The following is a 25130-nucleotide window of genomic DNA, read 5'->3' as shown; positions in this document are numbered from 1 at the left end:
CCGGGTCCCCAACCGGGACCCGGCCTTTCCACGCCGTGGCGAATGACGCTCAGAACAGCCGCAGCTTGTCGTCCTCGATGCCGCGCAGCGCGTCGTAGTCCAGCACCTGGCAGCCGATGCCACGGTCCGTGGCGAGGACGCGGGCCTGCGGCTTGATCTCCTGCGCGGCGAAGATGCCGCGCACCGGCGCCAGATGGGGATCGCGGTTCAACAGCTCGAGATAGCGGGTCAGTTGCTCCACGCCGTCGATCTCGCCGCGCCGCTTGATCTCGACCGCGACGGTCTGCCCCTCCGCGTCCCGGCAGAGGATGTCGACGGGGCCGATGGCCGTCATGTACTCGCGGCGGATCAACGTGTAGCCCTCGCCGAGCGTTTCGATGCGGTCGGCGAGCAGTTCCTGAAGGTGTGCTTCCACGCCGTCCTTGATCAGGCCGGGGTCGACGCCGAGTTCGTGCGTCGAGTCGTGGAGGACCTCCTCCATGGTGATGATCAGCTTCTCGCCCGCTTTGTTGGTGACGGTCCAGACGCCCTCGTCCTCACCGCTGCCCTCCTTCAGGGTGCACGGCGGCGACATCCAGTTGAGGGGCTTGTACGCCCGGTCGTCCGCGTGGATGGAGACGCTGCCGTCCGCCTTCACCAGGATCAGACGGGGTGCCGAGGGGAGATGGGCGGTGAGCCGGCCGGCGTAGTCGACCGAGCATCGGGCAATGACGAGACGCATGGTCGGCAACGCTACTCGACACCCCGGGCCGCACGCGATTCGCGTCCTGTTTATCCAGAACACTCGTGTTCGGTCGTGGCCGATTGTGTGCCCACCGGGATCTGCCTGTATCCCCATTCTCCTGGTGCCGTCACGGTCTGTTGCCTACCGTAGGGAACGGGAGGTCGCGACGCGTGTACACAGGGTGTCCGGGTGTCCGGTGTGCGCGAGCTCCCTCATCTGTCCGGCAACCCCTGCTGGTCGGGGGTGCGAGAGGAGTACCCATGTCGCTCGACGTCTCACCGGCCCTACTCGAACAGGCCGAGCGAGGCGAGGTCGACGAAGCTGACTTCGTCGACTGCGTCCGGACCTCCCTGCCCTACGCGTGGGAGATGATCAGCTCCCTGGTGGCCCAGCTGAAGGTGGACGGCGGCCAGTTCGCCGACAACCAGACGCCCCCGCCGGACGAGCAGGCGCGCGGTCAGCTCCTGCGCGCGCTCGCGAGTGACGCCATCCGCGGTGCGCTGCAGCGGCACTTCGGTGTACGGCTGGCCTTCCAGAACTGCCACCGGGTGGCCGTGTTCCCGCCGGACGGTTCGGCGGACGAGACGCTGGCCCGCTTCACCTCGGTGCGCAGCCAGTTGCTCAACCAGTCCCCGGAGCTTCGGGACTGCTGACGCAGCGAGGCGCTTGCTTGCCGCTCTCGTCCACGGGAGGTGCGATCGCTACCGGGGCGGCAAGCTCCCCGCGCCGCCCGTCTCCGGATTCCGCCGCTCACCGCAGCTGTGGCAGCACCTCGGCGCCCAGTCGCCGTACGTTCTCCTCCGTCGCCGCCAGGTCTCCCGACCCTTCGACCAGCAGGGCGAAACGGGAGATGCCGGTCCGCTCGCCGGTCGCCGCGAGCCGGTCGGCGCACAGCCGCGGGGTGCCCACCGGGTGCAGCCCGCAGAGCAGTTCGGTGTAGGCCATCGGATCGCGCATCCGACGCTCCCGGCCGTCCACCGTCACATGCGCGTCCAGGCCCTGTTTCAGCCAGCCCGGCATCGCCTTGGTCAGGGTCTCGGCCGCGTCGGCCCGCCGGTCCGCGATCTGGCAGACGCCGGCCGACACATGGCCCGGGTCGGCGAGCTGCTCCGCGGGCCGGCCGGCGGCGCGGGCGAGGCGGCGCCACAGGCCGACCATCTCGGCCTTCTCCTCGTCCCCGACATGCATGCCGAGCAGCATCGGCAGCCCGCGCTCCGCCGCCATCCGGACACTGGCGGGGGAGGTGCAGGCGACCAGCACCTCCGGGCCCTCGATCTCGGTCAGGGACTCCGACGGCCGCGGCACCACGGGCACCTCGCGGAAGGCATAGCGCTCCCCGGCGGCCTCGACGCGGGGTTCGCGCAGCCAGCGCACCAGCAGATCGAGTGATTCCGGGAAGCCCCTCTCGTACGCCTCCAGGCCGGCGCCGAACACCTCCAGATCCACCCAGGGACCGCCCCGGCCCACGCCCAGGGACAGCCGTCCGCCGCTGGTCACGTGGAGCAGCGCGGCCTGCTCGCCGAGGGCCACGGGGTGGGTGGTGGGCAGCACGCTGACCGCCGTGCCGACCCGGATGCGGCGGGTGCGGCCGAGCAGTAACGCGGCCAGGGTGATGGCCGACGGGCAGGTGCCGTACGGCACGAAGTGGTGCTCGGCCAGCCAGACCGAGTCGAGCCCCGCCTCCTCGGAGACCTCCGCCGAGCGGACCGCGCGGTGCAGCGCCTCCCCCTGGCCCTGACCCGGGAACTGGGCCGCCAACACGAAACTTCCTACGCGCATCGCTCTTCCTGCTTCCTTGGCTCCGACACGGAGCTCCCCCACCCGGCATAACCGTCTGACACGTGCCGAGGACACGGCCTCGTGCATGAATTTGCCGATTGTCTGCAGAATGCCTGGTCGGGCGGCGGGACTTGTGGAGTTCGCCGGGTTCCGCGTACCCCCGTCGCGGACGCGTAGGCTGGATGGGACCCCGCTTCCTGTATAGCTCCGTGAGGTGTTCCGTGTCCCCGCGTCGCAACCGACCCAAGGGCCCGAAGAATGCCGTCTCCTCCGGCCAGGGCGCCGAGGACGACCGGCCGGGCCGCTACGGCGGCTGGCAGTCCAGCGTGGACTGGCAGGGCGACGAGTGGAGCGTGCGCCATGTCGCGGGCGCGAGCGCGCAGGGCAAGAGCTACCGCTGCCCCGGCTGCGACCAGCTGATCCCCGACGGCGTCCCGCACGTGGTCGTCTGGCCCCAGCACGCGGGCGTCGACGACCGCCGCCACTGGCACAAGTCCTGCTGGAACGCGCGGGACCGCCGCACCATGCGGGTGCAGCGGTCCCGTAACGCTCCGAGGTTCTGAGCGGTCTCGCTCTCAGACGTCGCGCCGCTCCAGCAGCGCGTAGGCACCGGCGAAGGCGACGGCGGTGATGCCGAGCATGATCCACAGCGGGTCCCAGCCCGACGGGCCCGACTCGCTGAGGGAGTTGGCGTAGAAGACGCCGAGCTGGTTCGGGATCGAGTACTCGAACAGGAATTCCCGGAGGTCCTCCAGCGACGCGGAGAACATGAACAGCGCGACCACCAGCGGGGCGAGCACCGCGCCGATCATGATGGTGATGGCGCCCGCGGAGTGCCGGATGATCGAGCCGACGACCAGCGACAGCAGGCCGAGCAGCGCGATGTAGAGCGAGACGCCGACCGTGGCCTTCAGCCACTCGCCGCCCGAGGGGTCCCGGGCGTCCACCATGCCGACCTGGGCGACCGCCACCAGCCCGGACGAGACCAGCGTCACGGTGAACGCGACGGCGAAGAAAACGATCGCCTTCGCCGTCAGCACCCGGCCGCGCGAGGGGCAGGCCGTCATCGTCGTACGGATCATCCCGGTGCCGTACTCGGACGCCGTGGTCAGCACGCCGAGCGTGATGATGCACATGCTGCCGAGCAGCAGCCCGAAGAAGCCGAGGGCCAGCGCGCTCTCCGAGCCGAGGTCGCCCTCGGAGGTCGAGCTGCCGACCACGGTGCCGGTCAGCAGGCCGATGCCGACGACGAGCACGACGAACACGCCGAGCGTCCACATCGTCGACCGCACCGACTTGATCTTCGTCCACTCCGAGGCGATGGCGTGCCCGAGGTGGGTGCGCACGACGGGGATCGGCGAGGTGTAACCGGAGTACGGCGGCATGCCGGGCGCGGCCGGCGACGTCGGGGTCTGGGGCGTGCTCATCGGGCGTCCTCGGACTGGGTCGGGTCGGAGACGGGGGCGGAGGCCTGCGGCCCGGCGGGCGCGGCCGGGGGCTGGCCCTGCGGCGCGGGCGCCCCGGCCGCCGGGGCGGCGGCGGGCGCGGGCGGAGCGGCCGGCGCCTGGGCGGGCGCGGACGGCTGCTGCTGCGGCGCCGGCTGGGCGTACGGGTTCGGCTGACCGGCGGGGGCGGCGGGGGCGGCGGGCGCGCCCGCGGCCTCGGGGCCGCCGTACGGGCCCGGGCCGCCGTACGGCCCCGGCGCCTGCGGCATCGCGAACGGCTGCCCGCCCTGCTGGGGCGGCGGCGGGGCGTACCAGCCCGGCTGGCCCTGCCCGGGCACCGGCATCGGGGGCTGGGCACCCGGCGGCAGCGGCTGCTGGAGGCCCGCCTTCTGGTCGGTGGTCGAGCGATAGTCGACGGCGGCCTGCGTCATCCGCATGTACGCCTCCTCCAGGGAGGCCTGGTGCGGCGACAGCTCCCACAGCCGTACGTCCGTCTCGTGCGCTATGTCGCTGATGCGCGGGAGCGGCAGCCCGGTCACCCGCAGCGCCCCGTCCTGCTCGGGCAGCACCTGGCCGCCCGCCTCGGTCAGCGCGGCCGACAGCTTCTCGCGTGCCTGCGGCTCGGTGTCCGGGGTGCGCACCCGGGCGAACCCGGCCGAGTTCGCCGCGATGAAGTCCCGCACGCTCATGTCGGCGAGCAGCTGCCCGCGCCCGATCACGATGAGGTGGTCGGCGGTCAGCGCCATCTCGCTCATCAGATGCGAGGAGACGAAGACGGTACGGCCCTCCGCCGCGAGCGACTTCATCAGGTTGCGGACCCAGAGGATGCCCTCGGGGTCGAGCCCGTTGACCGGCTCGTCGAACAGCAGCACCTGCGGGTCGCCCAGCAGCGCCGCGGCGATGCCGAGCCGCTGGCCCATGCCCAGCGAGAAGCCCTTGGAACGGCGCCGGGCCACGTCCTGGAGGCCCACCACGCCCAGCACCTCGTCCACCCGGCGGGCCGGGATACCGGAGAGCTGGGCCAGGGACAGCAGATGGTTGCGGGCCGTACGGCCGCCGTGCACGGCCTTCGCGTCGAGCAGCGCGCCGACCTGGCGGGGCGCGTTCGGCAGCTTGCGGTACGGGTAGCCGCCGATCGTCACCTGCCCCGAGGTGGGGTTGTCCAGGCCGAGGATCATCCGCATCGTCGTCGACTTGCCGGAGCCGTTGGGCCCCAGGAAGCCGGTGACGGCGCCGGGCCGCACCTGGAAGGAAAGGTTGTACACAGCGGTCTTGTCGCCGTAGCGCTTGGTCAGGCCGACTGCCTCGATCATGCTCCGCACCCATCGAAAGGTTCAGGACAGCGGGGCACACGCCCCCGTAAGGGTTAGGAGGATATCGGGGCGCTGACGGTTCCACCCAAGGGCGAGTAAAGAACAACCGCTACGAGGCGTCCCGCCGCTTGAGCAGCACGTAACCGCCGGCCAGCGCCGCGACCACCCACAGCGCCATGATCCCGAGCCCGCCCCAGGGGCCGTACGGGGTGTCGTCGTCGACCGGCACCACCACCTGCATGATCTTGCTGCCGGCCTGGTCGGGCAGGAACCGGCCGACCTTCTCCGTGGCGCCGACGTTGCCGAGGATGTTGGAGATCAGGAAGAAGAACGGCATCAGGATGCCCAGCGACAGCATGGGGGAGCGCAGCATCGCGGCGACGCCCATCGAGAACATCGCGATCAGCGTCATGTACAGCCCGCCGCCGATCACCGCCCGCAGCACCCCCGGATCGCCGAGGTGCGCCCGGAGATCGCCGAGCATCGCCTGCCCGAGGAAGAACGCGGCGAAGCTGGTGGCCATGCCCACGACCAGCGCGAGCACGGTCGCCACGGCGAGCTTGCCGAACAGGAACGTGCCGCGCTGCGGTACGGCGGCCAGCGAGGTGCGGATCATGCCGGTGCTGTACTCGTTGGACACCACGAGCACCCCGAACACGATCATCGCGAGCTGGCCGAGACTCATCCCCGCGAAGCTGATGAACGTCGGGTCGAACGACAGCCGGTCCCGGGCGTTCATGGCGCCGAACTCGTTCTTCGACAGCGCGGCGATGAGCATCCCGAGCGCGATGGTGACCAGCGCGGCGAGGGAGAGTGTCCACACCGTGGACGCCACCGAGCGGATCTTCGTCCACTCGGACCGGATGACCTGGGTGGCCGCCATACTCCTCAGCCCTTCTTCCAGCCGTCGCCCCACTGCTGCCGCTGCTGCGGCGCGGGTGGCGCGTCCGAGTGCGCGTGATACTCGACCGACTCCGCGGTCAGCCGCATGAACGCCTCCTCCAGGGAGGCCTGCTGCGGGCTCAGCTCGTGCAGCACCACCTGGTGCTCGGCCGCCAGCTCGCCGATCCGCTCCGGCTTCTCGCCGTCCACCTCGAACGCCCCGCCGCCGTCCGCGGCCGTGATCCCGGCCCCGTGCAGCACGTCGAGCAGCCGCTCCGGCTGCGGCGTGCGGATCCGGACGTACGACCGCGAGTTGCGCGCGATGAAGTCCGCCATGGAGGTGTCGGCGAGCAGCCGGCCCTGACCGATCACCACCAGATGGTCCGCGGTCAGCGCCATCTCGCTCATCAGATGACTCGACACGAACACCGTCCGCCCCTGCGAGGCCAGCGACTTCATCAGGGTGCGGATCCAGTGGATGCCCTCCGGGTCGAGCCCGTTGACCGGCTCGTCGAACATCAGGATGCGCGGGTCGCCGAGCAGCGCGGCGGCGATCCCGAGGCGCTGCCCCATGCCCAGCGAGAACCCCTTGGTCTTCTTGCGGGCCACCGCCGTGAGCCCGACCGTGTCCAGCACCTCGTGCACCCGCTGTCTCGGGATGCCGTTGCTCTGCGCGAGGCACAGCAGATGGTGGTAGGCGCTGCGCCCGCCGTGCACGGCCTTCGCGTCGAGGAGCGCGCCGAGGTACTTCAGCGGGTCCTTGAGCCGGTCGTAGTGCCTGCCGTCGATCCGGACGTCCCCGGCGGTCGGCCGGTCCAGGCCCAGGATCATCCGCATGGTGGTGGACTTGCCCGCGCCGTTCGGACCGAGGAAGCCCGTGACCATGCCGGGTCTCACGGCGAACGTCAGATTGTTGACCGCCACCTTCTCGCCGTACCGCTTGGTCAGCCCCTCGAGCTCGATCATGCGGCCACGCTAAAACGGGACAAAGCCCCCTGCCACCGGAGTGGCAGAGGGCTCTGCGCGGTGCTGGTGACCGGGACGGTGCCGGTTACCGGGACTGCTGCGCCGGCACCCCGCGGGAGATCGGCTCGTCCTCGGTCGGCGTGCCGGCCGCGGCCACCGCGGCGCCCGTGAGCGTGGCGAGCATCTCGCGCACGTTGGTGAGCTGGGCGTTGATGGAGTCGCGGCGGTTGGTGAGGGCGGCCAGCTCGCGCTCGGATTCCGAACGGATCCGGTCGGCCTTGGCGTTGGCGTCGGCCACGATGTCCTCGGCCTGGCGCTGGGCGGTCTCCACCGTCTGGCGGGCGCGGCGCTCGGCGTCGGTGCGCAGCTTCTCGGCCTCCAGGCGCAGCTGCTCGGCGCGGTGCTCGATCTCGGCGAGGCGCTTCTCGGCCTTGGCCTGACGGGACGCCAGGTCGCGCTCGGACTGCTCGCGGCGCTTGGCCAGGTTCGTCTCGAAGTCCGCGGCGGCCTGCGCGGCCTTGGCGCGGGTCTCCTCGAACAGCGCGTCGGCCTCCTCGCGCTTGGACTGCGCGTCCTTCTGCGCCTCGGCACGCAGCTGCGCGGCGTCGGCCTTGGCCTTCTCGACGATCCGGACGCCCTCGTCCTCGGCCTTCGCCTTGCGCTCGGCGGCGAACGCCTCGGCGTCGTTGCGCACCTGCTGGGCCGCCGACTCGGCCAGCTCACGGTGCTGCTCGGCCGCGCGACGGGCCTCCTCGCGCAGGTCCTTGGCCTCTTCCTCGGCGAGTCGCAGGATCTTCTCCACGCGCGCGCCGAGACCGGCGTACGACGGCTCGGCGTCGCTGACCTGGGCCTGGGCGTTCTGCGTTTCGAGGTGGAGCTCCTCGATGCGCTTTTCCAGAGCGGTGATGCGGGCGAGAGCACTGTCACGGTCGGAGACGAGCTTGGAGATACGTTCGTCCACCTGAGCGCGGTCGTATCCACGCCGCACAAGCTCGAAGCCGTAGGGGGAAGTGTCGCTCATGGGGTTCCTGTCGAATGAGACCGGTGAGGTGATAAGGGGAATCCTAGGGGCCGAAGCGGCGTGTCATCGAGCGGATGCGTGTTTGATCTGGAGAATGACACCCCTTTTGAGTGGCTAACCGTCGGACTGCTTGCCAAACACGTCGTCAAAGGCTTGGCCAAAGGCCGCGTCATGGACGTGGCCAAAGGCTCCAGCAAACACCGCTGACCGTCTCCCTGGCTACCCGTCCGACGACTTGCCACCCGAACGAGGCGCGCCCACCGTCGCACCGGCCTTGACGCCACCGTCCTTGCCGGCCGCCGGCGCCTCAAAAGACTCCAACGCCTCCAGCACGTCCTGGACACGGGAGATCTCCGCGTTGATGTCCTCGCGACGGCGCATCAGGATCTCCAGCTCGCGCTTGCCCTCCTCGACCGTGCGCTTGGCCTCGCGCACCGCCTCGGCCTTCAGCTCCTCGGCCTCCTTGACGAGCTTGGCCTTCTTCTGCTCGGCCTCCTTCAGCAGCCCCTCGGCCTTCTTCACCGCGGCGATCCGCACCTTGCCGGCCTCGGAGTTGGCCTCCGACACCAGCTCCTTCGCCTTCGCCTCGGCCTTGGCCAGCTGCTCCTCGGCGGCCTTGATCAGCGCGTCGCAGCGGTCGCCGGTCGACTTCATCGTGTCGGCGGCCTCGCGGCGGGCCCGCTCGTGCAGCTCCTCGATCTCGGTGGTGATGCGGTCGCGCAGCTCCTCCGCGCGCTCCCTTATGGCCGTCGCGTCCCGGCGGGCGCCGACCAGCAGCTCGTCCGCGTCCGTACGCGCCTTCTCCACCAGGGAGTTGCCCTCGATCGTCGCCTCCGAGACGATCCGCTCCGCCTCCTTGCGGGCCGCGCCCACCATCGTGTCGGCCTGCGACTCGGCGTCCGCGGTCGTCTTCAGCGCCTGCTCCTGCGCCTCCGCGAGCAGCTTGTCGACCTCCGCGGTGGTCTCCGAGATGAGCTTGTCGACCTGCTCGGCCGCCTCCGAACGCCGCTTGTTGGCCTCCTTGCGGGCCTCGTCCAGGGTCCGCTCGGCCTCCTCGCGCGCCGCCGTGGTGACCCGCTCGGCCTCCTCGGCCGCCTCGGACTTGACCCGCTCCGACTCCGCGCGGATGCGCTCCGCGTGCGCCTGCGCCGACCCGACCGTCTCGGCGGCCTCGGCGCGCAGCCGCTCCGCCTCGCCGGTGGCGTCCGCGAGCAGCTGCTCGGCGTTCGCGACCGCCTCGGTACGCACCCGCTCCGCCTCGGCCAGCGCCTCGGTGGTGACGCGGTCGGCCTCGGCCAGCGCCTCCGTGCGCACCCGCTCCGCCTCGGTCGCGGTCGTCGTACGCAGCCGCTCCGCCTCGGTGACCGCCTCGGTCGTGACACGCTCGGCCTCCGCGGCCGCCTGTGCCGTGACCCGCTCGGCCTCCGCCAGCGCCTCGCCGCGCACCCGCTCGGCCTCGGCCGTGGTCTCGGTGGTGAGCCGCTCCGCCTCGGTCAGCGCCTCGGTGCGCACCCGCTCGGCCTCGGCGGCCGTCTCCGTGGTCAGGCGCTCGGCCTCGGCGCGCGCCTCCGTGATGAGGGTGTCGGCCTGCGTCGCCGCGTCCGAGCGGATCCGGTTGGCGTCCTCGCGGGCGTCCGCGCGGGTGCGCGCCGCCGCCTGGTCGGCCTCGGCCAGGTTGTCCGACGCCTCCGTGCGCAGCCGCTGGGCGTACTCGGACGCGTCCGAACGCACCCGCTCCGACTCGGCCAGCGCCTCCGCCATGGTGCGCTCCGCGAGCGCCTTGGCGGCCTCCACCTCCTCGGTGGCCTCGCGGCGCAGCCGGGTCGCGTCCTCGCTCGCCCGCTCCCGCTCGGCGTAGGCGTCGGCGCGGACCCGGTCCGCCTCCTCCTCGGCCTCCCGGCGGGTACGGTCCGCCGCGTGCTCGGCGGCGCTGCGCAGGCCCTGGATCTCCTCCTGCGCCTGCTCGTGCAGCCCGGCGACCGAGTCGCGCACCTGCTGGGCGTGCTGCTCCGCCGCGGCCACCATCTCGGTGGCGCGCCGGTCGGCCTCCTCGACCAGCCGGACCGCTTCGGCCTGCGCCTCCTCCACGCGCTTGCGCGCGCTCGCCAGCAGCTCCTCGCTCTGCTCGCGGGCCCGCTCGCGCTCCTGGTCGGCCTCCTGCCGGGCCGCGCCCAGCGTCTCCTCGGCCTCGCGGCGGCGCCGGGCGGCCTCCTCCTGCGCGGCGGCCAGCGTCTCCGACGCCTCCGCGGCCAGCCGCTCGGCGGCGGCCTGCGCCTCGGCGCGCATCCGGTCGGCGCTCTCCTGCGCCTCCTGCTTCAGCCGCTCCGCCTCCGCCGCGGCCTCCGACCGCAGCCGTACGGCGACGGCCTCGCCCTCCGCGCGGGACGCGGACGCGTCGGCGGCGGCCTCGTTGCGCAGCCGCTCGGCCTCCGTCTCGGCCTGCTGCTGGAGCGTACGGATCCGCTCGGCGGACTCGGCGCGCAGCCGGTCGGTCTCCTCGGCGGCCTCCCGGCGCATCCGGGCGGCCTCCTCGCGGGCCTCCGTCAGCGCCTGCTCGGCCGCGGCCAGCCGCTGCTCGGCCTCCGCGTGCAGGCGGGCCAGCTCGTCGGCGGCCTCCGCCTGGCGGGCGGCGACCGCCCGCTCGGTCTCCTCGCGCATCTCGCGCGCGGCCCGCTCGGCCTCGGCCTTGACGGTCTCGGCCTGCTCGACGGCCTCCTCGCGGTGGCGCTCGGCCTCCGCGCGGGTGCGCTCCAGGGTCTCCTCGGCCTGCCGGCGCAGCGTCGTGGCCCGCTCGATGGCCTCGGTGCGGACCTTCTCGCTGTCCGCGGTGGCGGTGCGGCGCAGCTCGTCCGCGTCGGCCTTCGCCTTCGCCAGCAGCTCCTCGGCGGACTTCGCCGCCTCCTCGATCTGCGCCACGGCCTCCTTGCGGGCCTCGGCGCGGATCTTCTCGCCCTCCTCGACGGCGTCGGCGCGCAGCTGCTCGGCCTCGCCGCGCAGCCGGCGGGCCTCCTCCTGCAACTCGACCGTCTTGGCGCGGTACTCCTCGGTGTCGTCCTTCGCCGCGCCCTTGAGCTGCTCGGCGATGTCGTGGGCCTCGGCGCGCAGCCGGTCCGCCTCGGCCTCGGCCTCGCGGCGGATCCGCTCGGCCTCCTCGGCGGCGGCCTTGGTGGTCTTCTTGGCGTCCTCGGACGCCTTGGTCAGCACGTCCTCGGCGGTCTTCGCCGCCTTCGACAGCTGGGTGGCGGTCTCCTCGGCGGCGATCGTACGGGCCTTCTCGACGGCCTCCGCGACGATCTTCTCGGCCTCCGCGCGGGCGTCCGCGACCAGCTGCTCGGCCTCCGCCTTGGTGGACTCGGCCTCCTTGGTGGCCTCGCTGACCAGCCGGGCGACCTGCTCCTTGGCGGTGCGGGTGCGCGTCTCGTTGGCGGCCTCGGCGCTCGCCAGGGTCTTGGCGGCGGCCTCCTTCGCCTCGGTGACCAGCTTCTCCGCCTCGGACTGCGCCTTGCGCAGCGCCTCCTCGGCCTGTGCCATCCGCTGCTCGGCGGCGCGGCTCAGCTCGGCGGCCTGCCGGCGGGCGGCCTCCGACTCGGTGGCGGTGGAGGTGCGCAGCTGCTCGGCGTGGTCGGTGGCCTCCTGCGCCTGCGTGGAGGCCGCGTTGAGCAGCCGCTCGGCGTCCGCGCGGGCGCGGCGCAGCAGCTGTTCGGCCTCCGCGCGGGCCGCCTCGGCCTCGGACTGGAGGCGCTGGCGGGCCTCGGCGGTGAGCCGTTCGGCCTCCGCGCGGGCGGCGGCCATCGCCTGCTCGGCCTCCGCGCGGGACTCCTCCAGCAGCCGGCGCGCCTGCTGCTCGGTGCGGGCGCGCAGCTGCTCCGCCCACGCCACGTTCTCGTTGACGTGCGACTCGACGGTCTGCCGGCGCTCCGCCAGCTCCTGGTCGAGCTGCTGGCGCCGGGTCACGGCCTCCTGATGCAGCTCGGCCTGGAGCCGGGCGGCCTGCTCGGCGTGCTCCTGGAGGATGCGCTGGGTCTGCGCGCGGGCCTGGCTCAGCTCGCGCTCGGCGTCGGCGCGGATCTGGTCGGCCTGCATCTGCGCGTTGCGCAGCAACTGTTCGGCCTGATAGCCGATGTCGGCGCTGTCGTAGGCGGGCCGGGTCATGAGGGTGCGGCGCGCCTCGTGCAGCTTGGCCCGCAACACCTCGACCTGGTAGCCGAGGTCCTCGGCGTGCTGGATGGCCTTTTCCCGCTCGGTCCTCAGCCGCTTCATCTCGGCCTCGAACCGAGAGAGGTGGTCGACGTCAGCCGCCGGCTCTCGCTCCTGGCTCTCGTAGCCCCGCACTGCGCGGTCCCATCCGTCCCCTGGTCGCAAGTCTCTCCAAACGAGCTCCGTCCATCCGCCGAACGGGGCCCCCGGGGAATGGTGTCAGATCAACGACGGAACACGGGCTGCTGCCCCGACGCTCGTCCCCCGAAACCCGGACCCCGGCACGGGTCGCCCCGGTGGAAGCGGGGCGACCGACCCCAACCCTACCGGCCCCTATGTACGAGGGTCAGTGCTCAGGTGACTCAACAGGCGCCGAAGTGACCAGTTCTGTCAGGACGCCATGGCAGTCCTTGGGGTGCAGGAAGGTGATCCGCGACCCCATGGAGCCGCGCCGGGGCTCGTCGTAGAGCACCCGCACGCCCTTGTCCTTGATGGCGGCCGCGTCCCCGTCGACGTCCGCGGTGCCGAAGGCGATGTGGTGCACGCCCTCGCCGTTCTTGGCGAGCCACTTGGCGACGGTGGAGTCCTCGCGGGTGGGTTCGAGGAGCTGGAGGTACGACGCCCCGCCGTCGGACGTATCGTTGATCTTGAGCATGGCCTCGCGCACGCCCTGCTCTTCGTTGACCTCGGAGTGGAACACTTCGAAGCCGTAGGTGGCACGGTAGAACTCGACGGTCTTGTCGAGGTCGAAACAGGCGATCCCGATGTGGTCGATTCGCGTCAGCATGGACTCAGTGCAGCGCTCCGGAGGTGGTTACGCAACGTGCGCGCGATCACACCGACAGCCCGATGACGGGCGGGATACCGCTCAGTACATTCGAGTAAACCCTCGTTCACTCCTCGGCTGTGCAGCCGGTAAGGGGATCGCAGCTCATGTCTTCTGGAACTTCTGGGACAAACGGCACGACGTCCGTCATCGTCGCGGGTGCGCGTACCCCGATGGGGCGGCTGCTCGGCTCGCTGAAGTCCTTCTCCGGAGCCGACCTCGGCGGCTTCGCGATCAAGGCCGCCCTCGACCGTGCGGGGATCGGCGGCGACCAGGTGCAGTACGTGATCATGGGCCAGGTGCTCCAGGCCGGCGCGGGCCAGATCCCGGCCCGCCAGGCGGCCGTCAAGGCGGGCATCCCCATGAACGTCCCGGCGCTCACCATCAACAAGGTGTGCCTCTCCGGCCTCGACGCCATCGCGCTGGCCGACCAGCTGATCCGCGCCGGCGAGTTCGACATCGTCGTCGCGGGCGGCCAGGAGTCGATGACCAACGCGCCCCACCTGCTCCCGAAGTCCCGCGAGGGCTTCAAGTACGGCGCGGTGCAGATGCTCGACGCGATGGCGTACGACGGTCTGACCGACGCCTTCGAGAACATCGCCATGGGCGAGTCCACGGAGAAGCACAACAGCCGCCTCGGCATCAGCCGCGAGGCGCAGGACGAGATCGCCGCCCTGTCCCACCAGCGGGCCGCCGCCGCGCAGAAGAACGGCATCTTCGAGGCCGAGATCACCCCGGTCGAGATCCCGCAGCGCAAGGGTGACCCCGTTCTCTTCAGCAAGGACGAGGGCATCCGCGGCGACACCACCGTGGAGTCCCTGGCGAAGCTGCGCCCGGCGTTCTCCAAGGAGGGCACGATCACCGCCGGCTCCTCCTCGCAGATCTCCGACGGCGCCGCCGCCGTGGTGGTCATGAGCAAGGCCAAGGCGCAGGAGCTGGGCCTGGACTGGATCGCCGAGATCGGCGCGCACGGCAACGTCGCCGGTCCCGACAACTCTTTGCAGTCGCAGCCGTCGAACGCGATCGCGCACGCCCTGAAGAAGGAGGGCCTGGAGGTCTCCGACCTCGACCTGATCGAGATCAACGAGGCCTTCGCCGCCGTCGCCGTGCAGTCAATGAAGGACCTTGGCGTTTCCATCGAAAAGGTGAACGTCAACGGTGGTGCCATCGCCCTGGGGCACCCGATCGGCATGTCCGGCGCCCGTCTCGTGCTGCACCTCGCGCTGGAGCTGAAGCGTCGCGGCGGCGGTGTCGGCGCGGCGGCGCTGTGCGGTGGCGGCGGTCAGGGCGACGCGCTGATCGTGCGGGTGCCGAAGGCCTGAGTTCCCGGAAGCGGACGAGCGGATCTCTAGTGAACGGAGCTGTGATGCAGGACGTCTCCTCGCTGGTCGCCCAGGCCAGGGAAGGCCGGCCACGGGCCGTGGCCCGGCTGATCTCCCTGGTGGAGGGGGCGTCCCCGCAGCTCAGGGAGGTCATGGCCGCGCTCGCCCCGCTGACCGGCAACGCGTACGTCGTCGGCCTGACCGGCTCCCCGGGCGTCGGCAAGTCCACGTCCACGTCCGCGCTGGTCACCGCGTACCGCAAGCAGGGCAAGCGGGTCGGCGTCCTGGCCGTCGACCCGTCGTCCCCGTTCTCCGGCGGCGCCCTCCTCGGCGACCGCGTCCGCATGTCGGAGCACGCCTCCGACCCCGGCGTCTACATCCGCTCCATGGCCACCCGCGGCCACCTCGGCGGCCTCGCCTGGGCCGCGCCCCAGGCGATCCGCGTCCTGGACGCCGCGGGCTGCGACGTGATCCTCGTCGAGACGGTCGGCGTGGGGCAGTCGGAGGTCGAGATCGCCTCCCAGGCGGACACCTCCGTCGTCCTCCTGGCCCCCGGCATGGGCGACGGCATCCAGGCGGCGAAGGCCGGAATCCTGGAGATCGGCGACGTCTACGTCGTCAACAAGGCCGACCGCGACGGCGCCGACGCGACCGCCCGCGAACTGAACCACATGCTCGGCCTCGGCGAGTCCCGCGGCCCCGGCGACTGGCGGCCCCCGATCGTCAAGACGGTCGCCGCGCGCGGTGAGGGCGTCGACGAGGTCGTCGAGGCCCTGGAGAAGCACCGGGCGTGGATGGAGGAACGCGGCGTCCTCACCGAACGCCGCCTCGCCCGCGCCTCCCGCGAGGTCGAGACCATCGCGGTCACCGCCCTGCGCGAACGCATCGGCGACCTCCACGGCGACCGCAGGCTCAGCGCACTGGCCGAGCGGATCGTCGCGGGGGAGCTGGATCCCTACCGCGCGGCGGACGAGCTGGTGGCGGGGCTGACGGAGGCCTAGGGCGGCTGACGTCCAGGGGGGTTGCGCCGCGTCGCCGGGTGCGGGTTCGTGGGGGCTGGTCGCGCAGTTCCCCGCGCCCCTTTGGGCGCTGACGCGCCCACGCGGCGGAGCCGCGTTCGAGGGGCGCGGGGAACTGCGCGAGCAACCCTCCGCTGCCCGCACCCGGCGACGAAGCCCAGCCCGGCAGGACCTACCCCGCTCAGTCCTCGTCGGAGTCGGAGTCCGAGCCGGAACCGGAGTCATCCCGCTCCGCCGTGACCTTCCCCGTCTTCAGGTCGACGTGCCAGTCCCGCTCGGACTTGGCGGTCTCCGCGCTCCACCCCGCGGAGCGCCCCTCGTCGTCCAGGTCCACGGACGTCACCACACCCTTCGCGGCAGCGGCCCGCGCGGCCTCACGGGCGTCCACGTCCGCACCCTTGAGCACGCGCCGCGCCTCCGCGGCGTCGTCCTCGTCGTGGTCGGTCTCGGTGCCGAGGATCTTCCCGCTCGCCGGGTCCACCCGGACGGTGTACGAGGTGGTGCCGGAGCCCAGGACGTCGACCTCCCAGGCGGCGACGTCACGGTCGTCGTCCCCGGCGTCGTCGTCCCGGTCGTCGTCCAGGTCCACGGAGACCACCGTGCCCGCCCGCTCCTTCAGCGCGGCGTCGATGGCCTGCACGGCGGTCACCTTGCTCGCCGGCGCCCGGTCGGTGGAGCCGTCCGCGACGACACTCTTCGCCCCGTCGTCACCGTTCGCGAAGGCGACCGCCGCTCCACCACCGATCAGGGCGGTCGCGGTGACGGCGGCGATGACGATGTTGCGCTTCATGAGGACCCTCCAGGTCGACTCGCTCGGTTTCGACGTGATCCACCCTGCCGAGCCGAACCTGAAGCCACGCTGAAGCCGCCTGAAGACCGCTTCAGCTTCGCTTTGCGACCCTGTACTCCATGCGCCTGCTGATCGTCGAGGACGAGAGACGCCTCGCCCTGTCCCTGGCCAAGGGCCTGACCGCCGAGGGCTACGCCGTGGACGTCGTCCACGACGGCCTGGAGGGCCTGCACCGGGCGAGCGAGTCGCCGTACGACCTGGTCGTCCTCGACATCATGCTGCCGGGGATGAACGGCTACCGCGTCTGCTCCGCCCTGCGCGCCGCCGGCAACGACGTGCCGATCCTGATGCTGACCGCCAAGGACGGCGAGTACGACGAGGCCGAGGGCCTGGACACCGGCGCCGACGACTACCTGACCAAGCCGTTCTCGTACGTCGTCCTGGTGGCCCGGATCAAGGCGCTGCTGCGCCGCCGGAACACGGGCGGCGGAGCACCGGTGATCACGGTCGGCGAGCTGCGGCTGGACACCGGCGCCCGGCGGGTGGAGAAGGACGGCGCGGAAGTGCCTCTCACGGCCAAGGAGTTCGCGGTGCTGGAGCAGCTCGCGCTGCGCGCGGGCGAGGTGGTGTCCAAGGGGCAGATCCTGGAGCACGTCTGGGACTTCGCCTACGAGGGCGATCCGAACATCGTCGAGGTGTACGTCAGCGCGCTGCGCCGCAAGCTGGGCGCCGGGCTGATCCGCACCGTCCGGGGCGCCGGCTACCGTCTGGAGGCCCCGCGATGAGCCGCCTGTTCGGTTCCGTGCGGGCGCGCGCCACGCTGGCCGCGACGCTCGTGGTCGCCGTCGCGCTGCTCGCGGCCGGTGCGGCCGTCCTGCTGTCGCTGCGGGGCAACCTGGAGAGCCGGGCGGACTCCGAGGCCGACGGTGTCGCCCGCCAGGTCGCCGCCCAGATCGCCGCCCGCACCCCGTACGCCGGCCTCGACCTGCCGGACGGCGACGACAACCCGGTCCAGATCGTCGACGAGGAGGGCCGGGTGCTGGCCGTGAGCGAGGGACTGGAGGCCATCGGTGGCACCGGCGCGTCCGGCGTCACCCCGCTCCGCAGCCCCGCGGCCGAGCCGGAGGACGACGACCGGGAGACCCCGGAGCCCGGCGAACTCGGCGAACTCGGGGAGATCGACTGGCACGGGCAGGGCACCGCCACCGTGGACGGCGAGCGCGAGGAGTACCGCTTCGCCGCGGCGGAGGTCACCGACGCGCGCGACGAGACGGTCCGCGTCTACGCCGGTGCCTCGCTCGCGGCCCAGCAGGACGCGGTGCGCACCGCCTCCGGCGCGATGCTGATCGGGTTCCCGCTGCTGCTGGCCGTCGTGGCCGCGGTGACCTGGCTGGTCACCCGGCGCGCCCTGCGCCCGGTCGAGGACATCCGCCGCGAGATGGCGGAGATCACCGCCTCGGAGGACCTGTCCCGGCGGGTGCCCGAGCCCGGCACCCACGACGAGATCGCCCGCCTGGCCCGCACCACCAACGAGACGTTGGCCGCGCTGGAGACCTCGGTGGAGCGTCAGCGCCGGTTCGTCGCCGACGCCTCCCACGAGCTGCGCAGCCCGATCGCCTCGCTGCGCACCCAGCTCGAGGTGGCCGCCGCCCATCCCGAGCTGCTGGACCTGGACGGCGCGGTCGAGGACACCGTACGGCTGCAACGGCTCGCCGCCGACCTGCTGCTGCTCGCCCGGCTGGACGCGGGGGAGCGGCCCGCCGGCACCCGGGTCGACGTGGTGGCGCTGGCCCGGGAGGAGGCGGCGGGGCGGCCGATGGTGACCGTCGAGGCCGGGGCGGCCGGTGCGGAAGTGGCCGGATCACGCGGCCAGCTGGGCCGGGTGCTGGCCAATCTGCTGGACAACGCCGAGCGGCACGCGCGTTCGGCGGTCACCGTGACCGTACGGCGGGAGGGGGGCCGGGCGGCCGTGGTGCGGGTCGCCGACGACGGCGACGGGGTGCCGGAGGGCGACCGGGAGCGGATCTTCGAGCGGTTCGTCCGGCTGGACGACGCCCGCAGCCGGGACGAGGGCGGCGCCGGGCTGGGCCTGGCGATCGCCCGCGACGTGGCCGTCCGGCACGGCGGAACTCTCACGGCCGGTGCGGCGCCGGGCGGCGGAGCCCTGTTCGAACTCCGCCTGCCACTGGCCTAGTCCTCTGGCACTGTGCGGTCAGGGGCGTCCGCGCTGGCCGCGCAGATGCTCGGCGATGGGCTTGAGGGCCTTGTCGAGCTCGGTCAGGGCCTCGGGGGAGAGGAGGTCGATGAAGTGCCTGCGCACGGACGCCACGTGGTGCGGGGCGACCTTCCGCATCGTCTCCATGCCGTGGTCGGTGAGGACCGCGAACAGTCCCCGGCGGTCGGACTCGCAGTTCTCCCGGCGCACCAGGCCGGCGTTCTCCATGCGCGTGATCTGGTGCGAGAGGCGGCTCTTGGACTGCAGGGTGGCGGAGGCCAGGTCGCTCATTCGCATCCGCAGATCGTCCGACTCGGAGAGATTCACCAGGATCTCGTAGTCGTTCATCGTCAGGCCGAACGGCTGCAGGTCCTTTTCGAGCTGGTATGTCAACAGTCTGTTGACCTCCAGGTGGGTGCGCCAGGCACACTGCTCCGCATCGGTCAGCCAGCGCGTGGCCGTCTCGGTCTCCATGAATGAAGTCTACCTAAGAAGTTGAAAGGTGAACTAGTTTAGGTGGTGTGACAGTGCGCACGCGTTCGATGTCACACTCCGCAGACTACCGCTCACAGCCCGAAGCGACGCTGGAGGTCTCCCAGCTGTCCGGGAAGGCGCGGTGCCCCGGCCGGCCCCCCGTGCCCTCCCGGCGTGCCGCCGCCGGGCACTCCCGCCTGCTGCGGAACCGCACCCGGATCCTGCCCGGGAACGAGGGTCTCGGTGGACTGGAGCAGGACGGTGCCCGCTCCCACGAACTCGAACTGATGCTCCTCTCCGGAGGCCCCGCCGAGGCCCGTCATCGCACGTAGACCGCCCAGAACACCCGTCAGGTACCCGTGGTCGTAGTGATGGCACGGTGACGGGCAGTCGGCCCAGCCGACGAGCGCCTGCGGGTCCACCCGGATCGGGGGTTCCATGAACACCACCGGACCGTTAGATGCGGCCACGAACCTCCCGGTTCCGAGGAGTGTCAGAAAGCCGGGCACGATCGACTGCTTGAGGGAGAGAGTTGGCTGAAAAGCGAGCAGATTGCCTGCCCGAACGGTCAGATTGCCGTCCTCCAGGTCGTACGAGTTCACATCGAAGGCCCGGTCGGCGAGCAGCATCTTCCCCGAACCCTCCGCCACCACCCAGTCGGAGGCGTGCAGCGGGGAGTGGAACGCCGTGCGCACCAGCCGCTCCAGCCGGCCGTGCCCGATGCCGTTGAACTCGATCGAGCCGTAGTAGGCGATCATCTTCCCCTTCTGCAGGAACCACCGGGTCCCCTCCAGCTCCACGCAGAAGGTGTACGGGTTCACGTTGTCGTCGGCGGGGAGCGTCGCGGGGTCGAAGACCACCGGGCCGCCGCCGGGCGTCGCGTAGGTGCTCACAGCTTCTCCTCCGAGGCCTGGACGTAGACCGCGCCGCTGCCGCTCAGCTCCAGCTGGAACGCCTCGCCGGACCCGCGGCCCACCATGTCCCGCCAGCCCAGCGCGGCCGACAGCTTGTTGCGGACGTCACCGTGGTGGGCGACGTACGCCTGCGGATCCACGTGCACCGGGCGCTGCGGGGTGATCGGGATCTCGAGCACACCGCCGTGCGCCATCACGGCGACGGACCCGTGGCCCTTGAGGGTGGTGGTGAACAGCCCCTGCCCGGTGACCTGGCCGCGCACCATGCCCATGACGCCGCCCTGCGAGCCCATGAACATCGTCCCCTGCTGGAGCGTGCCCTCGAAGGCGAGCAGCCGGTCCGCCTCGACGTACAGGGTGTCGCCGGCGAGGTTGATCACCTGGACGTGGTGCCCGCCGTGCCCGAACAGGACCGTGCCGTTGCCCTCCACGGTCATCAGGGGGGTGTCCTCGTCGGCCAGCCGGCGGCCGATCATCGACATCACCCCGCCCCGGCCGCCCGCCAGGTTCGGGGTGAAGGTCACCTCGCCCCGGTAGGCGAGCATCGCGCCGCGCTGACTGAACAGCCGCTGCCCCGGCGCGACGGTGGCCTCGACCATCTTCGGATTGATCTCCCGGAAGGTCATCTCACACGTCCCCCGCGATCGTGTTCCGCTCGCTGGGCTGCACGTAGACCAGCCCGTCCCCCTCGAAGCGGATCTGGAAGGCCTCGCCGCCGCCCTCGCCGAGGAACGTGCGGAACGTCACGCCGGACTGGAAGGACTGCCGCAGGTTCCCCTGGTGCGCCACATACGCCCCCGGGTCGACCGAGAGCGGATACTGCGGGCTGACCCGCAGCACCACCGCGGGCCCGTCCGAGGTGATCGCCGCCTGCCCGTGCCCCTCGACGGTGGTCGTGAACAGCCCGTTGCCCTGCGAGGCGCCGCGCAGTCCGGTGAAACCGGTGCCGGTGCGCAGCCCGCCGTCGGTCGCGAGCAGATTGCTCGACTCCACGAACAGCTTGTCGCCCTGGAGCGTCACGAGGCTGATCTCGGACGCCCGGTCCGCGAACCAGCACGTGCCGTGCCCCTTCACCTCCATCACGGTCATCTGCTCGCCGGTGATCCGCCGGGTCACCATGCCCCGGATCCCCTCACCACCCCCGCTCAGCTTCTTGAACGCCATCTGTCCGTCGTACGCGACCATCGACCCGTTCTTGGCGCGCACGGCGTCCCCGGTCATGTCGACGGCGAGCACCCTGCCGCCCTGAAGTCGGAACATCGCCACGTCGGTGACGGTAGCCGCCGCAGGAGGCCCGCCGACAGGGCTCGCGACCCTGAACGGACCCGGAGCGGACCCCTGACGCGTCCCGGGGGTGGCCGTTTGCCACAATGGACGCGCGCTTGTGCGTGCGTTCACAAACCGGCGACCGCAATCTCCCACCGAAGGTGACCCGTGGACCTCAAGACCGCTTCCGCCATCCGACGCCTCCGTCTGGTCTCCGTGCCGGAGGGCATCTCCTGGATCATTCTCGCGGCCTGCACGATCATCAAGTACACGGTCGCGTCCGGTTTCGACGTCGCCCCGGTGCTGGGCCCGATCCACGGCGTGCTGTTCGTCCTGTACGTGATCTTCTGGGCGGACGCCTGGAACCGCACCAAGTGGGACACGAAGACGGGGCTGCTGTACTTCGCCTACTCGATCATCCCCGGCGGCGGCTTCGTCGCCGAGCGCCGGCTGCGCCGTGAGGCCGAGGACGCGGTGATCGCGGCCCGCGCCCGCAACGAGGGGGTCGTCAACGCATGATCGTCGCCTTTTCCGTGACCCCGCTCGGCGTCGGTGAGGACGTGGGGGAGTACGTCGCCGACGCCGTGCGCGTGGTCCGGGAGTCCGGCCTGTCCAACCGCACCGACGCGATGTTCACCTCGATCGAGGGCGAGTGGGACGAGGTGATGGACGTCGTCAAGCGGGCCGTGGCCGCCGTGGAGGCGCGGGCGCCGCGCGTGTCCCTCGTCCTCAAGGCGGACATCCGGCCCGGCGTCACCGACGGCCTCACCTCCAAGGTGGAGACCGTCGAACGGCACCTGGCCGCCGAGTAGCACCGCCTCAGCGACGGGCCGTGCGGCGCAGATGGTGCCGTACGGCCCGCTGGGCCACCGGACCCAGCGCCTCCAGGGCGCTCACCAGCACACCGAGCTGCTCCAGCGCGTCCAGCGCCGACGCCGCGCCCGCCGCGTCCACCCCTTCGTACAGCTCGATCCCCACGAACGACGCCGCCACCGCGCGGGCCAGCCCCGCGGGGTCGGTGAACTCGCCGAAGGGCGTCCCGGCCAGGACCCGGGTCAGGACCTGCTCTATCTCGTCGATCCACAGCTGGAGGCCGCCCGCCGTGGCGGGGCCCAGGGCGCTGTGCGTCTGCGCGCCGGCGAGGAGCTGGCCGAGGAGGGCGACATGGCCGCCGGCCCGCTCCTCCTCGTGGATCGCCCGGCCCAGCGCCAGCAGCTCGGAGAGCGACGTGACCTCGGCGAGGCGCGCGCGGTAGCGGGAGACGGCCTGCTCGGCGCCGTACCGGCAGGCCGCCGCCAGCAGTTCGTCGACCGAACCGAAGTGGTAGAAGACCAGCGCCTGGTTCACGCCGGCCGCCGCCGCGACGGTGCGCGCCGAGGTCTTGGCGATCCCCTGTTCGGTGAGGGTGCGCAGGGCGCCCTCCAGCAGCTTGGTCTTGGTCTCCTGCGCCTTGGCGGTCTCGGGGCTCATGCGCGGGCCTCCTCGCGGACGGGACGCAGGCCGGGGCGTACGCCGCAGGTCCGGATGTCGGTGTACGTCGCCGTGAAGGTGCCCTCGTAGCCGAAGAGCGGGCCGAAGCGGTCGTTGACCACGCGGACCTGGATGCGGAAGCGGCCGGCCGCGTCGTCGTAGGACTCGCGGACCTCCGCCGTCGCGCCGATCAGGGCGGGCACGCGGACGTCGACGGGGCCCTCGCGGAAGCGGTGCTCGCCGGAGCGGATCAGCAGCGAGCCGTCGGGCTCGGCGCTCGGGTGCAGCTCGCTGGCGAGGTGCTGGTGGGTGCCGAGGTAGTCGAGGACGCGGTCGCCCTTGGGGCTGACCACCATCTGGGCGTCGAAGCGGCGGGGGCGGCCGGGCAGCCCGAAGGTGCGCACGAAGCTCACCGTCTCCCGGCCGAAGGTGTCGGTGTAGGGGACGTTCTCGATGGTGAAGGGCACGTTCCGGCCGGTGCGCGGCACGAGGATGTTGCGGGTGGCGCCGAGGGCGAGGAACGGTCTGACGAACGCCCCGCCGTGCCAGATCCGGGTCATGACGCCCCGGCCGGTGCAGGCCTCGCCGCTCGCCAGGCCGACGGAGAAGCGGCGCTGGAGCCGCGGGTGCAGACGGTCGAAGTCGGCGCCCATGACCGTACGGAAGATCGAGGTCATCGCGGGTTCTCCAGGGTGCTCAGCAGGCGGGGCGCACGCACGCGGGTGGGCGGGGTGCGCAGGCAGCGGCGGGCGGCCGGGGTGCAGGACAGAGGCTCCTTGAACAGGGCCAGGCAGATCGCGACCGCCAGCAGGAGCGGGCAGAGGTACGCCGTCGACGCCGCGAACGGGCCCAGCAGGCGCAGCGCGGAACCGAGGCCGAGGCCGGTGACGGCGACCGCGACGACCACCGCGCGGACGGCCAGTTCCGCCAGCCAGTTCCACAGCGCGCGCTCCGGGGTGATGCCCCGCTCCAGCCAGAGCCGCAGCCGGTCGAACGACCAGGCCGTGGCCCAGCCCATGAGGGGGCGGAACACCCAGCGGTCCGCGAGCGCGCCGAAGGCGCCCCAGCGGGGCCGGTAGTCGTAGCCGGTGAGGAAGCGGATGCCGTCGCCGTCCGGCACGTACCGCCAGTAGCCGCTGCCCTCTGCGAGCAGGGACAGCGGATGCGGGGAGGAGAAGCGCAGCGCGGAGGTGCGGGTGCCGTCGGGCCGCTCCCGCTCGCCGGCCGAGACGCCGGTGCCGGCGATCGTCAGGAACGGCAGCACGCGCGTGGCGTACCGGAAGCGCTGCGGTGTGCCCTCCGCGCGCGGGAGGAGGGTGATCTCGGTGAAGCGGAGGTCCCAGCGCTGGTGCTGGGCGGGCTCCTGGGTGCGGGCCCAGAGGTCGTCGAGGTCGGTTCTGATCCGTGCCTCTATATAGAGCCCCATCGGAATCCCCCAGTCCGTGTTCGTTTTGAGCGTCCGCTCAAACGGCAGGACAGGACGGTAGCACTGATTTGAGCGACTGCTCAAAGAAGAGGCGTAGAACGAGTGGAGACCGAAAGGCGAGACAGAGCTGACCGGCATATGACCGGCCGGTAGGCTCTGATGACGTGCCGAAGCCGCTCAGCCTTCCTTTCGACCCCATCGCCCGCGCCGACGAACTCTGGAAGCAGCGCTGGGGGAACGTGCCGTCCATGGCCGCGATCACCTCGATCATGCGGGCGCACCAGATCCTGCTCGCCGAGGTCGACGCGGTGGTCAAGCCGTACGGACTGACCTTCGCGCGGTACGAGGCGCTGGTGCTGCTCACCTTCTCCAAGGCCGGCGAACTGCCCATGTCCAAGATCGGCGAACGCCTCATGGTCCACCCGACGTCCGTGACGAACACCGTGGACCGCCTGGTCAAGTCCGGCCTCGTCGACAAACGCCCCAACCCGAACGACGGCCGCGGCACCCTCGCCTCCATCACCGACAAGGGCCGCGAGGTCGTCGAGGCCGCCACCCGCGACCTGATGGCCATGGATTTCGGGCTCGGCGTCTACGACGCCGAGGAATGCGCGGAGATCTTCGCGATGCTGCGGCCGCTGCGGGTGGCGGCACACGACTTCGAAGAGGAGTGACGGCACCCGGTACCCCGGCCGGGACCCCGGCCAAGATCTCCCGGAACGCCTGGTTACGCTCGTACGCATGAAAAAGAGCGTGCTGACGCGCTACCGCGTCATGGCCTACGTCACCGGTGTGCTGCTCGTCCTGCTGACCTTCGGCATGATCGGCAAGTACGCGCTCCACAGCGACGGCGCGGCGGACTTCACCAAGGTCGTCAGCATCGCCCACGGCTGGCTGTACGTGGTCTACCTGATCTTCGCCTTCGACCTGGGCTCCAAGGCCAGGTGGCCGATCGCCAAGCAGGCGTGGGTGCTGCTGGCCGGGACCATTCCCACCGCCGCGTTCTTCGTCGAGCGGAAGATCAGCCGCGAGCTGGAGGCCAAGGTCGCCGAGGGCTCGCCGGCGGTCGCCAAGGCGTAAG

At 71.8% G+C, this 25130-nt stretch carries 27 protein-coding genes; 10 read left to right on the top strand and 17 right to left on the bottom strand.

All coding sequences use genetic code 11. The features are described from left to right. Positions 1-49 precede the first annotated feature (49 nt). Positions 50-721: an endonuclease NucS gene (nucS, locus tag ACIG0D_RS13090; RefSeq protein ID WP_399799436.1), complete on the bottom strand. Its 672-nt coding sequence runs from the start codon at positions 719-721 to the stop codon at positions 50-52. A gap of 263 nt (positions 722-984) precedes the next feature. Between nucS and ACIG0D_RS13085 the strand changes: the two genes are divergently transcribed. Continuing rightward, a complete protein-coding gene (locus ACIG0D_RS13085) occupies positions 985-1377 on the top strand; it encodes an SCO5389 family protein (RefSeq protein ID WP_399799434.1) in 393 nt (130 codons plus the stop codon). Between the two features lie 97 nt (positions 1378-1474). Here ACIG0D_RS13085 and ACIG0D_RS13080 read toward each other — a convergent pair whose 3' ends face one another. After that, positions 1475-2503 (bottom strand): LLM class flavin-dependent oxidoreductase, encoded by a 1029-nt coding sequence (locus ACIG0D_RS13080; RefSeq protein ID WP_399799431.1) that lies wholly within the window; start codon positions 2501-2503, stop codon positions 1475-1477. Between the two features lie 221 nt (positions 2504-2724). On the opposite strand from ACIG0D_RS13080, the gene ACIG0D_RS13075 reads away from it, so the two are divergent. After that, positions 2725-3066, top strand: a complete 342-nt coding sequence (locus tag ACIG0D_RS13075) for an ATP/GTP-binding protein (protein ID WP_399799429.1) — start codon at positions 2725-2727, stop codon at positions 3064-3066. A 12-nt stretch (positions 3067-3078) separates the two neighbouring features. Here ACIG0D_RS13075 and ACIG0D_RS13070 read toward each other — a convergent pair whose 3' ends face one another. From ACIG0D_RS13070 to mce, 7 genes are all read right to left on the bottom strand, one after another. Continuing rightward, positions 3079-3930 carry an ABC transporter permease subunit gene (locus tag ACIG0D_RS13070; RefSeq protein WP_399799427.1) on the bottom strand — a complete coding sequence of 284 codons (852 nt, stop codon included), beginning with the start codon at positions 3928-3930 and terminating at the stop codon, positions 3079-3081. Continuing rightward, positions 3927-5261: an ABC transporter ATP-binding protein gene (locus ACIG0D_RS13065; protein WP_399799425.1), complete on the bottom strand. Its 1335-nt coding sequence runs from the start codon at positions 5259-5261 to the stop codon at positions 3927-3929. The genes ACIG0D_RS13070 and ACIG0D_RS13065 overlap by 4 nt, the downstream gene beginning before the upstream one ends. Before the next feature lie 109 nt (positions 5262-5370). Continuing rightward, positions 5371-6144: an ABC transporter permease gene (locus tag ACIG0D_RS13060; protein ID WP_399799423.1), complete on the bottom strand. Its 774-nt coding sequence runs from the start codon at positions 6142-6144 to the stop codon at positions 5371-5373. Between the two features lie 5 nt (positions 6145-6149). After that, positions 6150-7109 (bottom strand): ABC transporter ATP-binding protein, encoded by a 960-nt coding sequence (locus tag ACIG0D_RS13055; protein WP_399799421.1) that lies wholly within the window; start codon positions 7107-7109, stop codon positions 6150-6152. An 85-nt stretch (positions 7110-7194) separates the two neighbouring features. After that, the gene (locus ACIG0D_RS13050; RefSeq protein ID WP_399799419.1) at positions 7195-8130 is read right to left on the bottom strand and encodes a cellulose-binding protein; all 936 of its coding nucleotides are present in this window, start codon (positions 8128-8130) and stop codon (positions 7195-7197) included. A 219-nt stretch (positions 8131-8349) separates the two neighbouring features. After that, a complete protein-coding gene (gene scy / locus ACIG0D_RS13045; protein WP_399799416.1) occupies positions 8350-12462 on the bottom strand; it encodes a polarized growth protein Scy in 4113 nt (1370 codons plus the stop codon). A 211-nt stretch (positions 12463-12673) separates the two neighbouring features. Beyond that, entirely contained in the window at positions 12674-13114 is a 441-nt protein-coding gene (mce, locus tag ACIG0D_RS13040; protein ID WP_399799414.1) for a methylmalonyl-CoA epimerase, read from the bottom strand. 146 nt (positions 13115-13260) lie between these two features. On the opposite strand from mce, the gene ACIG0D_RS13035 reads away from it, so the two are divergent. Next, positions 13261-14475 carry an acetyl-CoA C-acetyltransferase gene (locus ACIG0D_RS13035; protein ID WP_399799412.1) on the top strand — a complete coding sequence of 405 codons (1215 nt, stop codon included), beginning with the start codon at positions 13261-13263 and terminating at the stop codon, positions 14473-14475. A gap of 44 nt (positions 14476-14519) precedes the next feature. Continuing rightward, positions 14520-15476, top strand: a complete 957-nt coding sequence (gene meaB, locus ACIG0D_RS13030) for a methylmalonyl Co-A mutase-associated GTPase MeaB (protein WP_365758156.1) — start codon at positions 14520-14522, stop codon at positions 15474-15476. 199 nt (positions 15477-15675) lie between these two features. Here meaB and ACIG0D_RS13025 read toward each other — a convergent pair whose 3' ends face one another. Next, positions 15676-16284: a PepSY domain-containing protein gene (locus ACIG0D_RS13025; protein WP_399799409.1), complete on the bottom strand. Its 609-nt coding sequence runs from the start codon at positions 16282-16284 to the stop codon at positions 15676-15678. A 119-nt stretch (positions 16285-16403) separates the two neighbouring features. On the opposite strand from ACIG0D_RS13025, the gene ACIG0D_RS13020 reads away from it, so the two are divergent. Beyond that, on the top strand, positions 16404-17069 hold the full coding sequence (locus ACIG0D_RS13020) for a response regulator transcription factor (protein WP_399799407.1): 666 nt from the start codon (positions 16404-16406) through the stop codon (positions 17067-17069). Further along, entirely contained in the window at positions 17066-18478 is a 1413-nt protein-coding gene (locus tag ACIG0D_RS13015) for a sensor histidine kinase (RefSeq protein WP_399799405.1), read from the top strand. The genes ACIG0D_RS13020 and ACIG0D_RS13015 overlap by 4 nt, the downstream gene beginning before the upstream one ends. A gap of 18 nt (positions 18479-18496) precedes the next feature. Here the strand turns inward: ACIG0D_RS13015 and ACIG0D_RS13010 are convergent, their stop codons facing one another. From ACIG0D_RS13010 to ACIG0D_RS12995, 4 genes are all read right to left on the bottom strand, one after another. Then, complete coding sequence (locus ACIG0D_RS13010) at positions 18497-18973, bottom strand: MarR family transcriptional regulator (protein WP_365764444.1); 477 nt, start codon at positions 18971-18973, stop codon at positions 18497-18499. 92 nt (positions 18974-19065) lie between these two features. Next, a complete protein-coding gene (locus tag ACIG0D_RS13005) occupies positions 19066-19866 on the bottom strand; it encodes an AIM24 family protein (RefSeq protein WP_399799403.1) in 801 nt (266 codons plus the stop codon). Then, entirely contained in the window at positions 19863-20513 is a 651-nt protein-coding gene (locus tag ACIG0D_RS13000; RefSeq protein WP_399799400.1) for an AIM24 family protein, read from the bottom strand. The genes ACIG0D_RS13005 and ACIG0D_RS13000 overlap by 4 nt, the downstream gene beginning before the upstream one ends. A 1-nt stretch (position 20514) precedes the next feature. Beyond that, positions 20515-21147: an AIM24 family protein gene (locus ACIG0D_RS12995; protein WP_399800272.1), complete on the bottom strand. Its 633-nt coding sequence runs from the start codon at positions 21145-21147 to the stop codon at positions 20515-20517. 174 nt (positions 21148-21321) lie between these two features. Between ACIG0D_RS12995 and ACIG0D_RS12990 the strand changes: the two genes are divergently transcribed. Next, positions 21322-21672 carry a DUF3817 domain-containing protein gene (locus tag ACIG0D_RS12990; protein ID WP_399799398.1) on the top strand — a complete coding sequence of 117 codons (351 nt, stop codon included), beginning with the start codon at positions 21322-21324 and terminating at the stop codon, positions 21670-21672. Then, the gene (locus ACIG0D_RS12985; RefSeq protein ID WP_399799396.1) at positions 21669-21965 is read left to right on the top strand and encodes an MTH1187 family thiamine-binding protein; all 297 of its coding nucleotides are present in this window, start codon (positions 21669-21671) and stop codon (positions 21963-21965) included. The genes ACIG0D_RS12990 and ACIG0D_RS12985 overlap by 4 nt, the downstream gene beginning before the upstream one ends. A gap of 7 nt (positions 21966-21972) precedes the next feature. On the opposite strand, the gene ACIG0D_RS12980 is transcribed toward ACIG0D_RS12985, so the two are convergent. Genes ACIG0D_RS12980 through ACIG0D_RS12970 form a run of 3 tightly spaced genes read right to left on the bottom strand, consistent with a single transcriptional unit; the run spans position 21973 to position 24049 of the window. Continuing rightward, positions 21973-22623 (bottom strand): TetR/AcrR family transcriptional regulator, encoded by a 651-nt coding sequence (locus tag ACIG0D_RS12980; RefSeq protein WP_399799393.1) that lies wholly within the window; start codon positions 22621-22623, stop codon positions 21973-21975. Continuing rightward, positions 22620-23300, bottom strand: a complete 681-nt coding sequence (locus ACIG0D_RS12975) for a DUF4166 domain-containing protein (protein WP_399799391.1) — start codon at positions 23298-23300, stop codon at positions 22620-22622. Before ACIG0D_RS12975 ends, ACIG0D_RS12980 begins: the two co-directional genes overlap by 4 nt. Then, positions 23297-24049 carry a hypothetical protein gene (locus ACIG0D_RS12970; RefSeq protein WP_399799388.1) on the bottom strand — a complete coding sequence of 251 codons (753 nt, stop codon included), beginning with the start codon at positions 24047-24049 and terminating at the stop codon, positions 23297-23299. The genes ACIG0D_RS12975 and ACIG0D_RS12970 overlap by 4 nt, the downstream gene beginning before the upstream one ends. Positions 24050-24213: 164 nt before the next feature. Between ACIG0D_RS12970 and ACIG0D_RS12965 the strand changes: the two genes are divergently transcribed. Further along, on the top strand, positions 24214-24723 hold the full coding sequence (locus ACIG0D_RS12965; protein WP_399799386.1) for a MarR family winged helix-turn-helix transcriptional regulator: 510 nt from the start codon (positions 24214-24216) through the stop codon (positions 24721-24723). A 67-nt stretch (positions 24724-24790) separates the two neighbouring features. Further along, positions 24791-25129, top strand: coding sequence for a DUF3817 domain-containing protein (locus ACIG0D_RS12960; RefSeq protein WP_399799383.1), 339 nt, complete (start codon positions 24791-24793; stop codon positions 25127-25129). Position 25130 lies beyond the last annotated feature (1 nt).

Source organism: Streptomyces sp. NPDC052773, from assembly GCF_044547145.1.
Classification (GTDB): Bacteria; Actinomycetota; Actinomycetes; order Streptomycetales; family Streptomycetaceae; genus Streptomyces.
Note: the sequence above shows the minus strand (reverse complement) of the source record. Positions and strands in the feature narration are given on the sequence as shown.